We start from the raw sequence: 13,593 nt of genomic DNA, 5'->3' as shown, positions 1-13,593 counted from the left end.
AGCTCGGCGTAGAACTCTTCACCGGTTTCCGCCACTAAGCCAATACTAAGCAACTGGGGATCTAGAAAGTCTGTGAATTCGGTATCGATAAATACTTTGAGCGGCATGATCAGAATTTCGCTTAAGGGACCGTACGTTGACCACCCAGAAGCGAAGCTCCTAAGACCCATGGGATCAAGCGTGCAATATTGACTGCGTCGTCCAGGCCACGGTGATGCTGCCCTTCGCGCACAATATTGGCGAGTTCGCATGCTTTCGCCATACCCACTTCCTTACCGATGCGCTGCACTTTGGCAAACGCCTTCTTGGCATTTTGATGAGGCATGGTCAACGGAGAGGCGATACCATGACGTTGAGAATCTCTAACCATCTGCTTCATATCGTATGCGCCCCAACTCATCCAAATCGCGCTGGGGTCAGGAATTTCAGATACAAATTCGCTGAGCGCCTGAGCGGCAATGGGAAACAATGGAGCCTGATCAACATCTTGTTGACGAATACCCGTCAATGACGTGCAAAACGGTGTCAACACAGGCCTGACCAATGGTCTAACCAAATGCTGAAAGCGCTGGAGAACAACGCCACTTTCAGTGGCCCAGCAAGCCCCGATCTCGATGATTTCCATATCCTCCGGCGGGATACTGCCGTCGTCCGAGCAAGTCGCTTCAAGGTCAACTACCAAAAACCGTTTCATCACTCTTACCAATCACTGTTGCATGCTAAAAAAGCAGCATAACCGATTCATATCAGCGTAATCAATCCATGGATAAGCTTACCGAATAAACTACTCCTTCAAATTCGATACGTTATCTTCCTTCCGTAATGGAGATTTTCTTTTTAGGACATTGATCTCTTCGCGAAGCATTTTTATCTGTATGTCCTTTTCAATGAGCTGCTGCTCATACAAGCAGATTTGGCTGGCAACCTTGGCATGCTCTTCTTTCCAAAAAACATCCCTTTTAACGCTTGCGTTTCGTGCTGCCAATTTGTTCTTAATTTGATGACTGGAAATCCAATCTCTCACTTCTGTTCGAGTCGTTTTTATATGAGCAGGACTGTACAAAGTAATTTTTGCCACCTCTGCCCGCCGACATACCTCTACCTGCGTTAATCGGCCAAAATTGTGAGGATAAATGCCATCGTTGCTCGCCATCTCTGAATCGATGGTAGCCATTGCTGCACGAAGTTTTCGAATCACATTAGCTGTGCGTTCCCGTGCATGCTCGGTTCCTGCAGAGCGAAGCGCATCATTTACTTTCTTTTTATTCGACCGCATTAGTATGTTCCTTTACTTCACTACGCCGCACGAGTACAGATGCAACCGTCGGATGCTCCTGCCATTTTTTTAACAAATCATCAAATCTCTTAATGTGGCTAAGCAGCTGCCCTTCCCACAGCTCAGCCAAGATCCGATCATCCCGCGATACTGCGCTCTCAATCTTGTTTACGATGTCCGCGATCGTCTCGTCAACTTGCTGGCGATTTTCCGCATCCTCTAGACGGAAACGGCAGTCGGCGCTACATCGGCTTGGATTCGGCTGACTCTGATTTTTTGTGCAAGGCCCCCTTTGTTCTGGGACCTTTGTGCACATTACTCCTGGTCTGACCCATTGCCAAAATCGACCCTGTCCCGTGAGCATCTCTGCCAATTCGTTCTCGTCGTCGGCTCCAAAATCTCCACCATTGCGAAATCGAATTTTCTTTATCGTTTCGCGCAGTGGGGCCGCAGCCCGGCCCCCATTGCCATCGGCGTTACTGATGGCCTGCTTAGCCATTAAGATAACGAGCTCCCTCCGAATCTCTTGCACCTGAGCCCGCACATTTTTGTCAGACAAGATATAACTCATTGTCGATTCCATCGAGTCGTGACCGAACACATCCATCAATATCTTCGGCGCATTGACCAGCGCAAGTGCTAAGACACGAGCAATCGTCTTGCGGAAGCGATGATTGGTAAATAACTGCTCATCGAGCAAGTGCGTAAGGTCTAGCGCATCTACATACCACCTTATCTCGCCGTTATACACATTCATCAATGGCGCACCGGGCGTATTTCCACCTATCACCCTCCACAGCGGAAATTCCTCAGCCTGATGTTCTTTCTCTTTTCCACGAATAACGCATAAATACGCGCTAAGAAGCTTCGATATCCGAATCTGATTCTCTAATGCGGCTATTCCAATCTCGGGCAACGGCCAATCACGGTTAACGCCGCTAAGCGGATCGACGACTTTATAGGTAGTCCCGAACGCGACGCCTATACCGTCATTACGCGAAGAAAGGCAATTCGTTTTGAAAGAAAAAATTTCACTTGCACGTGGGCCACAGCTAAGAGCGACGATGAAATAGTGTGCCATCTGGCAGATAGCCAAATACGTGAATAATTGCGCAATACTGGTCGGCGGCCACTGCATCTCCCGTCCACCGGTTTTAGTAACGCACTTGATCTCAAAGGGCAAACATTGCAAGGTCCCTCCATCGGGGGATTCCCACTTATGCTGACATACTAGAGCCCTCTGCCTTTTTAATTCCGTAGACCGATGAAGTCTTTTCCCCTTGCGAGTTGTTAGCGGAGCCGAAGCAATTTTCTCGAAAACCGACACTACAAACGGCGCAAGATGCGTTGCTATCCATGCGGACCTTTTGCCAATCTCATATACAAAGGCGTCAGGCAATGGCTTGTACGGACCTGGCTTCTTCCCTCGTTGAAGATTCATCGATTCTTGCAGAAGTGACGGCTTCCTAAAACTCGGCGTACCCCTGATTTTGTCGGTCCAAAGTCCTTTTGCTGCAAAGTTCTCGAAGCGGCGCATTTCACGAATTTCACCACGCAACGAAAGCTCATCCCACGTAAGTCGTTCGATAAGGCCATTAGAAGAATTGCTTGGCTTGGCTAGCGCTCGTTTCAGTATCGAAATCCAGATTGACCGAAGATTTACGCTTATCGTCGTGATATCCAAAAGCCTAGGCGAGTGCCGTCCAACTTGACTTGGTGAGAATAAACATAGAAGAAACATGCGAACGGACGTGATGATTGCAAGTTCTAATTCGGTCTCAGACCGTGCAATGGTGCGGAAACTTGACATTAGATTGGTAGGGAATGTGTGAACCCTCGAAGGGGGCATCCACTCCGTTGGCATTATAAGAGTCCCCCAAACGTCCCCAAGTCGAAAAGTCTTTTGCAACTCTAGTAGTTCGATCGCTCCCATACTTTGAATTTTCTCAGCACTGAATCTCGCAGACAGGGATAGACGGGCCTCATCCAGACTCACGGCGGAGTTTACGTCATTCTTTTTCGCCTCACTCATAAGCGCCATCCATAATTAATGGGAAATGGCGTTTCTCAGCGATTGCGAGTTCCCATTCCTTTACATACCTGCTAACTTGATCGGAATCATACGCAGCAAGCGCTTCCCATGTTTTTTCCATTTCGATCGGGTAGTCTGATGCAAGCCAGCTTGTAATGGACATATTGCATTGCAGATAGCGGAGCTCTGCGATACGCTTTGCTAAGTGCACATGGCTGTCATGAAAGAGAATCGCGTTTTCCGGACAAAGCGTGCACCGCTGAATTCGGCAAAGCGTTCCATCTGTATGGTTCGGAGATATGTGGCGCGGTGGTGAAGATATATTAATACAACCTGCGCCGACGTAAGTTCTATCTTTTCCTGCCTGCCATCTTGCGATCTGCTCAGCAGAGGCGCCGGCCACCTTTGCCGCGATGACAAGCGTCAAATCCTCCCGATTGTGAGGGGAGTCCTGGGCCGTAATTGCGTCCCACATGTGTCCGGTTACACGCGAAAATTCCTTTTGTGAAAATGCCCGGTGCTGTTTTTTTCGAAGATACGCGCGCAGAGATTCAATGTTTCCGTGTCCAGCTGCGAGCATCGCGTCCATCCACGAGTATCCGCTTTTTTCGTATCGCCAAGATATGAATGCATCACGCAAATCCGTTAGCGAGATATTTTCAGAAACTTTCGTTTCAGTCTCGGATAACTTTGAATTAATACATTGAGCCGCGTATTGAAATACAGGACCTGTCCTAGATTTCGCGTTGGTATTTGAGATTTTAATGTTGGCCGCTTGCTGAAGTCGTCCAATCTCTGGAAGGAAAGTGTTTGTCTTGCCTGCCGACGTCCCGAAAGTACCCTTTGGCGAGGCCAGAATCTCATATATCCAAGGTGAATTTATGAATGCCGTAATTCCCGAAATTGCGGCATTGAGAGTATCTCGCTCTGAATTCGTCAGCGGCGAGATGGACGCTATATTTCTTGCTAGCTCTTCTCTTTTCTGCTTGAGGCGATTTCTAAGGGGCGTTGTCTGTCTAATTAAGGAAAGTAGGATGTTATGTGGTGAAAGCTGACGGCCATTATTGCTTATCGCCGACTGGATGCTATTACGTGCTCGTGCCTTTTTCGATAGCACAATACTATGTGCATCACTCTGAGGATGCGGGATGATCGAAAGAGGTGCCCCATCTTTATCGCACGTATCAACGTCAATGTCGACCGCAACCTGTGGATTCCATCCGGTATTTAATATGAAGATCGCGAACAGATATACAACCTCATGCTTCGTCGGGATTGCATCCGGGTCATGCTCATATCGCCGCAGTGCCTCAAATGCAGGACGCTTAAGCCAGTGGTAAAGGCGTTTTACGTCATCAAGTAGCGGCAGCTCTCGCTCCTTGGGAGGAATGCGAATCGCGGTCCAATAAAGTGGCGGAAGGTTCGAGTCGGCACGCGCCTCCGCGACGAGCGTAAAGAAAAAGGAAGCGCCACTGGAACCGCACGGGTTGGTGCGGTACGCGGCATAATGAAGCTCGTTTAAATCCTCTATTGAACGGACTGGTTCGCTCCCCTCGAACCTGTCGAATAAACGCCACCACCACCTTAATCTAGCGATATTAGTACGTATCACTTCTTTCGGCGAAGCGCGGTATCTTGCATAAAAATATGGCGCAAGCTCACCTATCAACTTAGGTCTTCCGAAAAACGCAGTTCCTTCTCGGCCCTTCCATCTATACGAATCTCTTTGTATTTCGTCTTCGGAAACTCCAGTCGATAGTTCAGTCAGGTCAACAAAACACGGCATTCTGTTATGGGTTGTCCAGAACTGCAGCTTGTTTGTTTTCTCAGATGTGCTCGATGTAGGAAACGGATGCAACCCGTGACCAATTCCCCTTTTTTTCGATAGATCAGCCATGTTCTCCACCCGCGTCCGAAGGTAAGTCTTCCAGATTATTCATCCAATCGTCAGCATGCTTGATCCCTAATGCCATTTTTTGAAGCCAGCGAAGATATACGTTTGTCGTCTGGACGTCGATATGCCCTAGCTGGGGCTGAACGACCATTAGAAGGTCGCTTTGCGCATTGCCGACTATCCAGTCGGATGTAATTGCACAACCCGTGGCGAGCAGGTTTTCTCGTTCTCGATGTAACTTAAGAAGCGTGTGGCATGACCAATAGTGCCTTCCTAGGTGAGGAGACCAACCTGAATACGGCTTATTTTTTACCTCGGTCCAGTCCTTCCACAGCTGCTTTCCTGTGAGCGGAAGGCCCGTATGCTCGGATAAAAAGAGGCGGTTCTCGACCTGCTTTAAGCGCCGCCTTCTTTCATTGCTATTGATAGCAGCATTTACGTACTTCATGCGAATTTTAGGACGCAGAAACTCGCGATAGTGGTGGATGCTTTCTGCAAGCTCGAGCGGGATTACGATATGTCTCCGCGGCCCAATCTCCTCCTTTAATTCGCCGAGTCTTTTACTACCCTTTGTGCCGTGCTCGATGCTGAGCGTTAGCTTTTCTCCATATACGTCCCAAGAATTCCGGTCCAGCGGGAGAGTATCGATACGCCATTGGGCACATTCCTCGCGCCTTATTGCGGACTTGATGATCAATTCACACATCAGCGCTTTTACAAGGCCTTTTTCGATTTTTACGCCGCGAAGCCATCGTGCGACTTGCTCTTCTGTAGGAATGCGTAAAGCTGATGGATTTGGCCGTACTTTACCAATACGACTATTGAATTCGACCGTCCTGCGATTTGATGACATTCCACCTAAAGCCATGGAGCCAGCCCGGGCACTTATCTTAAAATGCCTACGGAGCCCCGCCCTCCCGGCCCATGAAAGAAAATGACACGCTTCGTCCACGCGTCTATTTATAGTATTTGCCGCAAGCGGACGTTTTTCGGCACTAAAAATGCCGGATTCCATGTGCCTTTGATATCCATTAATTAGATGGTCGAGATACTCGACGTCTCCCCATGGATGGCGTGCCCAAGCGCACCATTCAAGAAAATTGCAAAGATATCGCGCAAACGTTTCTAGGCTTTGCTTCGTAGGAATGCGTGTGCGTTGATCCTCGCCGAAGGCTTCCCCTCTTGCTCGAGCACGTAGATATCTGGACGCTGGGCGCTGGTAGACCCAGTTTTCGTCAAAAATTACAGGGACAGGCTTCTCTGGAAGAAGGCCCGGTCGCTCCTGCTGAAGAATTGGCCAAAAAATCAAATAAAGCATAGTGGTGTTCGTTAGTTGGAAATAAACGGCTACGAGATTGTCTGCCCAAAGGCCATATAACAAAAGAGAGCTAGCGCTGAATATTTTTTATGTCGCTGCCGATAGGCACGGTGAACCGGAACTACGCTGCAAGCATCTCACTAAAAAAGATGGCAACTGGGATGCGACTCCTATCGCGCGCGGTATCGAAGCTTTTCAGGTTCTGTATGGTGTCGGCGACCACAATGACGGCCCTGTGACGCAATATCGCAATGCTTCACAAATGACGGATAAACAGTGGCGTCAAGTGATTGCCGTACGCATTGCCATGCTGGTACGCGGCGAACAAAACGGCGGCAACGATGCACCAGAAAGCGTCTATGAGCTCTTTGGCCCGGCTTATCGCAATAGCCTCGACCCTGGCGTCACGATCACGGAACTCAAACAGCCGCACCGGATACGCAAACTGTTTCAGACCACGATACGCTTACGCAACATGCCGCCATGATGAGACGCCATCGCCAATCCGGCGCATCCCTGCTGATTGCCCTGATCATGCTGATCGTGGTCATGTTGCTGGGCGTGACGGCAGCACGCATGTCGCTGATGAACGAAAAATCGTCGCGCAGCGACCGCGACCGACAAATCGCCTTCGAAGCGGCCGAGGCGGCCTTGCGCGATGCGGAGCTGGATCTGTCTGCCGGATCAGCCCATTCAGCCAATGTGCGCGGGCAAATGGATGCATTTCCTGCGTTGCCCGGGCGCTGTCATGAGAGCGGCCCGTTCGCTGGACTATGCCGTGCCGGCAATACGCCGCTCTGGGCAAGCTTCAACATGCTTGCGCCAACGCCATGGATCGATTACGGGCGCTACTCGGCACAGCATTTTCCTTATGGTGCGGCGTCTCTCGCAGCGCGACCGCCGCGTTATCTGATCGAACTGATCACGGTCGGCAAATCCGCTGCATCTGCATCCGCTGTGCAGCGCCTGCGCGTCACAGCCGTCGGTTTCGGCAGCCGGGAAAGCACGCAAGTGGTTCTGCAATCCATCTACACCATCCATGCCGCTCCCGACTCTCCCTACAAACCTCCTGTGAGGATCAGTTGGCGGGAAATCGGCAATTGGCAGGAAATCTGAGATTTCATTCTATAAGCCCCCTATGCCCCCAATCATGACCATCCCTTCCCGTGGCTTTACCCTGATCGAACTGATGTGCGTCGTCAGCATCATCGGCCTGCTCTCGCTGGTCGCTTACCCGACCTATCTCGGCGTCATCACCAAAGGAAAGCGCGTCGAAGCGCGCGCTGCGCTCACGCAAGCCATGCAGGAACAGGAACGCCATTTTTCGCGCTACAACAGCTACGTGGCCTACACCGCCGCCAACGCCAATTCCTTCCTCTGGTATTCGGGCAGCACGGCGACAGGCAGCGCGTACCAGATCAGCGCGGCGGCCTGTCCCGGCGAAGCCATCCAGCACTGTGTCGTGTTGTCGGCAATACCCGGCGGGCCGCAAGTCGATACGCACTTCAAGGATGACGTGTGCGGTACATTGACCTTCAATAGTCTTGGCGAAAGGAGCGCTGCGGGCGTGCCGGCTGCATCAGCGCCGGCAGTGTGCTGGTGAAGGGGTATCGCGACATGCCGGCACATCATACCTTTCACCGTCACCGTGGATACCACGGACATTCTCTACATTCAGCCGGCTTCACCCTGCCCGAACTGCTGATCGTGCTGTGCATCATTGGTATCCTGCTGGCAGCCGGTGTACCAAGCTTTCGTACCTATCTGCAAACCCAGCAAGTCATCACCGCATCGAGTCAGTTCATGTTTGCGTTGAATCTGGCGCGCAGTGAAGCCATTCAGCGCGGCGCGCGTGTCGACCTGGGCCCGCGCGATGGCCTGCACTGGGAAAACGGCTGGGTGGTATTTGTCAATAAACCCCGCGATAGCCAGCCGCAGTTCGATACCGGCGATGAACTCATCTACAGCTATGACGACCGTATTCCCGGCTTGCAAGTCGCCACCACCCTGAGCGACAAGTCTTATCCCTACATCGCTTACAATGGCAACGGCAGACCGCGCAGCAATCTGAACGCGCTGACGCCGCAGTGGGGATCGTGGCAATTTTCGCTCAACAGCAAGGAAAGAGTCGTGCGCATCACCCTTGCCGGCCGCGCCCGCCTGTGCAATCCCGCGGACGATGCCAGTTGCAGATTCAGTGGCACCAGCAGCGGCAGCTCCACCGCCATGCCGGACGATCACTAGCAATTAGCAATTAGCAATTAGCAATTAGCAATTAGCAATTAGCAATTAGCAATTAGCAATTAGCAATTAGCAATTAGCAATTAGCAATTAGCAATTAGCAATTACTAATTACCATCAACACAGACAACGCCAATAACCAACGTGTCCACCGACCAGTCCCTCTATTCCATCGACATCGATAGCGACCAGCAAGCCATGACGCTAGCGCTGGAGCAAGCCGCGCTCGGCATGTTCACCACCACACCCAATCCGCGCGTCGGCTGTGTGATCGTCAAAGACCGCCGGATCATCGGCGCCGGCTTCACCCAGCCGCCCGGCGGCAACCATGCCGAAATACAGGCGATGAAAGACGCCCAGGAACGCGGCAACGATGTGCACGGCGCGACTGCCTACGTCACGCTGGAGCCCTGCAGCCATTTTGGCCGCACGCCGCCGTGCGCTGATGCGCTGATCAAAGCGGGCCTCGGCAGGGTTGTCTCGGCTATGACCGATCCCAATCCGCTGGTCGCCGGCAAAGGTTTGGAAAAACTGCAAGCCGCCGGCATCGCCGTCGTCTCCGGCCTGATGCAGGACGCCGCCTATGAAATGAACATCGGTTTCTTCAAGCGCATGCAGCAAGGCACGCCGTGGATACGCATGAAATCGGCCGCCAGCCTCGACGGCAAGACCGCGCTGCATAACGGCAAGAGCCAGTGGATCACCGGCCAGGCGGCACGCGACGACGGTCATTTCTGGCGCGCGCGCGCCTGCGCCATCGTGACCGGCATCGGCACCGTCAAGGACGACAATCCGCAACTGAACGTGCGCGCAGTCGACACGCCTCGCCAGCCGCGCCGTATCGTCATCGACAGCAAGCTGACCGTCTCGCCTTCCGCCAACATCCTGGCAGGCGGCGGCACCTGGGTATTCACCGCCAGCGAAGACCGCGGAAAAATTGCCGCACTGGAAGACCAGGGCACGGAAGTCATCATCCTGCCCAATGCCAACAACAAGGTTGACCTGCCGCGCGTGATTGCTGAACTGGGCAAACGCCAGCTCAACGAAGTCCACATCGAAGCCGGCTCCAAGCTCAATGCTTCGTTGATTCGCGAAGGCTGCGTCGATGAGCTGCTGCTGTATCTCGCGCCCAACCTGCTCGGCGACGGGCGCAGCATGTTCGACCTGCCGGCGCTGGACGATCTGTCCGGCAAGATCTCCCTGCGCTTCCACGAGGTCAAGCAAATCGGCGAAGATTTGCGTATCCTTGCACGGTTCCGTTAATTTATTTGGGCTTCATTATGTTTACAGGCATCGTTGCCGCTGTCGGCAAAATCACTTCCGTTCAACCTCTGGGCAACACCGCCGACGCAGGCGTGCGCCTTGACATCGATGCCGGCGCACTGCCGATGGACGACGTCGCGTTGGGTGATTCGATTGCCCTCAACGGCGCCTGCATGACCGTCGTCGAAAAGACCGCCAAAGGTTTCACCGTCGACGTCTCGCGCGAGAGCCTCAACCTCACCGCCGGTCTTGATGCACCGGGTGAAGTCAATCTGGAAAAAGCCCTGACCCTGGCAGAACGCCTCGGCGGCCATCTGGTCTCCGGCCACGTCGACGGCCTCGGCGTGGTGCGCAAATTTGAACCGGTCGGCGAATCCTGGGAACTGATCGTCGAAGCCCCTGCGGCACTCGGCAAGTATCTCGCCTACAAAGGCTCCATCGTCGTCAACGGCGTTTCGCTCACCGTCAACCGCGTGGAAGACGTCGCCGACGGCTGCCGATTCTCCATCAACCTGATCCCGCACACGATTCAGGTCACAACGCTCAAGCACCTGAAGGTCGACAGCAAGGTGAATCTGGAAATTGATCTGATTGCGCGTTATGTCGAACGTATGCTTTCAGCAACTCATAAATAATCAAATTCGTTAAAAATCAATGAGTTATTATATCACGACAGCTCATTGAATCTCATGGCAACTCATAAAATACCGTCGTTTTGACGGTATACTTGACGGTATTTTTCAAGCAAAGATGAAAATACCGTCATGGCACTTACCGACTTAAAAATCCAATCAATCAAAGCCACGCCAAAGACGCAGAAAATCTCTGACGGCAATGGCTTGCATCTGCACGTCTCCACGTCCGGCACGAAGTCATGGCGGTTTGACTATCGCTTTGGCGGCAAACGCTACACGCTGACTTTCGGCAAGTATCCGTTGATCTCACTAGCCACAGCCAGAATCAAGCTATCTGACACCAAGAGATTGCTGCTGGAGGGAATTGATCCTGGCGCTATTCTGAAAGCTAAAAAAGAGAAGACTCGCGCCGCGACGCACGACACATTCCAGATCATTGCCACCACGTGGTACGACAGCAAGAAGAACATTCGGTCAGAAGCATGGCGAGAAGCCAATAAGCTTTATCTAGAACGCGATTTATATCCAGCCATTGGTCACTTCTCCATAAAGGAAATCACAAGCAAGATGCTGCTTGATGTATTGGAAAAGTGCGCGAAGAAGAGAACAATCAAAACTGCTGATCGGGTTCGCGGAACAGCATTTCAAGTGTTCGAGTACGCGCTCTTCAAAATGAAAATTGAAGTGAATCCGGTCACTCGTTTGAAGCGATGGGCCGAAATCCCTGTCGTAGTGAATCGCCCACATTTGAAAGAAAATGAAATTGACGATCTAATTGACGCCATCGATGCTTACCCTGGATTGATTGCCACCAAGCTGGCGGCCAAGATGCTATTGCTGACGTTTGTGCGAAAGACTGAGCTACTGGAAGCGACTTGGGATGAATTCGATATCAGCAACGGCAAGTGGCTTATTCCAGCAAGCAGAATGAAAATGAAGGATGCCCATCTGGTTCCACTGTCTACGCAAGCCGTTCAAACACTGCAAGAGCTAAAGACGTATTCAAGTGGATCTACATATGTTTTTCCAAGTCTCAGCTCTTTACATAAACCGCTCAGCCGCACAGTTTTGAATAACATGTTTGCGACGATGGGCAACGGAAAATACAAAGGGAAGTTCTCTCCTCATGGCATCCGAGCGACGGCCAGTACTTGGCTAAACGAAAAAGGCTTCAATCGCGACGCCATAGAGATGCAATTGGCGCACGCCGAAAGAAACCGAGTACGCGCCAGCTATAACCACGCTGATCACTTTTTGGCGAGGAAAGAGATGTTGCAAAGTTGGGCAGATTTTTGCTTCCCACGATCGGACGTGATTACCAGCCGGTCAAAACTGCCGCAAGAAAAACGAGAAAAAAGGTAATACGATGATTACACGAGCCATCTCGAATGAAATTCAAGCCGAGGGACATGACGCACCCATTCTACGGCCCGAAGAGGACTTGTTAAATGGAATAGGAGTGGCCCGCGCAATTAATCAGTTCATTCAAACCTCTCCAAAGGGCTGGTCGACTCGCATTGGATTATACGGTCCTTGGGGAAGCGGAAAAACCAGCATCCTAAATCTTTTAAAAACAATCGAAGAAAAGCAACATTCTGTAGTTCTCTCATTCTCAGCGTGGTCAGCTGTGGAGGAAAGCGACGTAATTTCTCTGTTTTATGAGAAATTGCGAGAGTGCTTAATAAAAGAAGATATTCACCTATCTCTTAAACACACCTACAAGCATCTAGCGCGCAAGGTCAATCCAATAAGAAAATTATTTAATCTTTTAAAATCTGGCCTCGCAGCATTAGCAGAACTGCTCCCTGTTCCCTCGCTTGTAGCCAAATTGGCGATAGAAAGCACCGCTGATATCGCGTCATTTGCTGTCAGTTGGTCAAAATTTGATCACAAAGATTTAGATGATCTCGTCACGCAGCTTGCAGGGCGACGTGTGGTCGTATTCATTGATGATCTTGACAGAGCGGATCCGAAGGTCGTGCCAAAAACACTGCTGGCGCTGCGAGAGCTTCTAGATTGGCCGGGATTCACATTTGTTCTGGCGTTTGATAAAAAAATTATTGCAAGAGCTTTAAGCGACTACTCCCCTTCATTCGGCGATGATGCACAGGGATTTCTGGAAAAGATTATCGACATTCCTTTTGACCTTCCGCCTCCCAAGAAACAGCATAAAAACCTGCTGATCTCAGCGGCTCTTCATGCATGCTGTAAATGTATTTCCCAGGCGACCTTGGAGACACTTACAGACGTTTTTCCTAATCAACCTCGCAGAATTAAACTCATAGCTCGTTCCATCGGTGCCCTCGGCCCGTCACTTGATAGACATAGTGAAGAAGAAATCGACTGGAGAAGTGTCTATCTCCACGCAATCGCCTGGGAGGAAAACCCAAAAATCATCGACTGGATCATATCGGCTCTATCAAAAGAGAGAGAAGATTGGAGTTCCTGGGCGATTAATGAAGACGAGAGAAATGTGCACAAGGAAAAAATTAGAAAATCGCTGGAACCGTTTCTCTCGAACTCGTTAGATTCGGCAGATATTCAGCGTATTTTTAATGTTACTCATTTGCTGCTTACACACTGGCAAAACATATCAGATGAAACAATTCAGTACTGGGCTCAACTAGGCTCTAGTCCGCCCTCTTTTACCGCTCGCGAAGCAAGAGACATTCAATCTCGATATTTGAGTGATAAAAACAACGAACAAGTCGTCGTTAGAATCCATCAAGCAGCACTTATCGCAGATTGCTCCACAGAAGAGGCTGCTCTCGATCTTGCAAAGTTCGCAATCATGGAGTATGAGACGTCCCTAGATTCTATGGCAGATGCGCGCACGAGCATTGAATGGGAAAACCGTTTAAAGAAGGCAACCGGAAATCTGACGTTTCTCGAGTATTTTCTAAATGAATGCGATGACCAATTTGTCCGAAATAG

13 protein-coding genes are annotated in these 13,593 nt (G+C 50.9%); 8 read left to right on the top strand and 5 right to left on the bottom strand.

Going from position 1 to position 13,593, the window contains the following annotated elements; all coding sequences use genetic code 11:
- Positions 1 to 121 precede the first annotated feature (121 nt).
- The 5 genes from PQR63_RS23400 to PQR63_RS23380 form a co-directional block, all read right to left on the bottom strand.
- Entirely contained in the window at positions 122 to 694 is a 573-nt protein-coding gene (locus PQR63_RS23400) for a 3'-5' exonuclease (protein WP_408170671.1), read from the bottom strand.
- 90 nt (positions 695 to 784) lie between these two features.
- Positions 785 to 1,276, bottom strand: coding sequence for a hypothetical protein (locus tag PQR63_RS23395; protein WP_408170669.1), 492 nt, complete (start codon positions 1,274 to 1,276; stop codon positions 785 to 787).
- Positions 1,263 to 2,834, bottom strand: coding sequence for a site-specific integrase (locus PQR63_RS23390; RefSeq protein ID WP_408170667.1), 1,572 nt, complete (start codon positions 2,832 to 2,834; stop codon positions 1,263 to 1,265). The genes PQR63_RS23395 and PQR63_RS23390 overlap by 14 nt, the downstream gene beginning before the upstream one ends.
- A 466-nt stretch (positions 2,835 to 3,300) precedes the next feature.
- Complete coding sequence (locus PQR63_RS23385; RefSeq protein WP_408170665.1) at positions 3,301 to 5,205, bottom strand: hypothetical protein; 1,905 nt, start codon at positions 5,203 to 5,205, stop codon at positions 3,301 to 3,303.
- Entirely contained in the window at positions 5,198 to 6,520 is a 1,323-nt protein-coding gene (locus tag PQR63_RS23380; RefSeq protein WP_408170663.1) for a site-specific integrase, read from the bottom strand. Before PQR63_RS23380 ends, PQR63_RS23385 begins: the two co-directional genes overlap by 8 nt.
- A gap of 37 nt (positions 6,521 to 6,557) precedes the next feature.
- Here PQR63_RS23380 and PQR63_RS23375 point away from each other — a divergent pair, with 37 nt between their 5' ends.
- The 8 genes from PQR63_RS23375 to PQR63_RS23340 all read left to right on the top strand — a co-directional run.
- On the top strand, positions 6,558 to 7,007 hold the full coding sequence (locus tag PQR63_RS23375; RefSeq protein WP_408170661.1) for a PilW family protein: 450 nt from the start codon (positions 6,558 to 6,560) through the stop codon (positions 7,005 to 7,007).
- On the top strand, positions 7,004 to 7,636 hold the full coding sequence (locus tag PQR63_RS23370; RefSeq protein ID WP_408170659.1) for a pilus assembly PilX family protein: 633 nt from the start codon (positions 7,004 to 7,006) through the stop codon (positions 7,634 to 7,636). Before PQR63_RS23375 ends, PQR63_RS23370 begins: the two co-directional genes overlap by 4 nt.
- A 34-nt stretch (positions 7,637 to 7,670) precedes the next feature.
- On the top strand, positions 7,671 to 8,123 hold the full coding sequence (locus tag PQR63_RS23365) for a type IV pilin protein (protein ID WP_408170657.1): 453 nt from the start codon (positions 7,671 to 7,673) through the stop codon (positions 8,121 to 8,123).
- A gap of 14 nt (positions 8,124 to 8,137) precedes the next feature.
- Positions 8,138 to 8,764 (top strand): GspH/FimT family pseudopilin, encoded by a 627-nt coding sequence (locus PQR63_RS23360; RefSeq protein ID WP_408170655.1) that lies wholly within the window; start codon positions 8,138 to 8,140, stop codon positions 8,762 to 8,764.
- A 141-nt stretch (positions 8,765 to 8,905) separates the two neighbouring features.
- Entirely contained in the window at positions 8,906 to 10,024 is a 1,119-nt protein-coding gene (gene ribD, locus PQR63_RS23355) for a bifunctional diaminohydroxyphosphoribosylaminopyrimidine deaminase/5-amino-6-(5-phosphoribosylamino)uracil reductase RibD (RefSeq protein ID WP_408170653.1), read from the top strand.
- A gap of 17 nt (positions 10,025 to 10,041) precedes the next feature.
- Complete coding sequence (locus tag PQR63_RS23350; protein WP_408170651.1) at positions 10,042 to 10,659, top strand: riboflavin synthase; 618 nt, start codon at positions 10,042 to 10,044, stop codon at positions 10,657 to 10,659.
- Between the two features lie 129 nt (positions 10,660 to 10,788).
- Complete coding sequence (locus PQR63_RS23345) at positions 10,789 to 12,021, top strand: tyrosine-type recombinase/integrase (RefSeq protein ID WP_408170649.1); 1,233 nt, start codon at positions 10,789 to 10,791, stop codon at positions 12,019 to 12,021.
- Positions 12,022 to 12,025: 4 nt separating this feature from the next.
- Positions 12,026 to 13,593, top strand: a 1,568-nt coding sequence (locus PQR63_RS23340; RefSeq protein ID WP_408170647.1) for a KAP family P-loop NTPase fold protein, incomplete at its 3' end; no start/stop codon positions are given.

It is taken from the genome of Herbaspirillum rhizosphaerae (assembly GCF_046025915.1).
Lineage (GTDB): Bacteria > Pseudomonadota > Gammaproteobacteria > Burkholderiales > Burkholderiaceae_D > Herbaspirillum > Herbaspirillum rhizosphaerae_A.
Note: the sequence above shows the minus strand (reverse complement) of the source record. Positions and strands in the feature narration are given on the sequence as shown.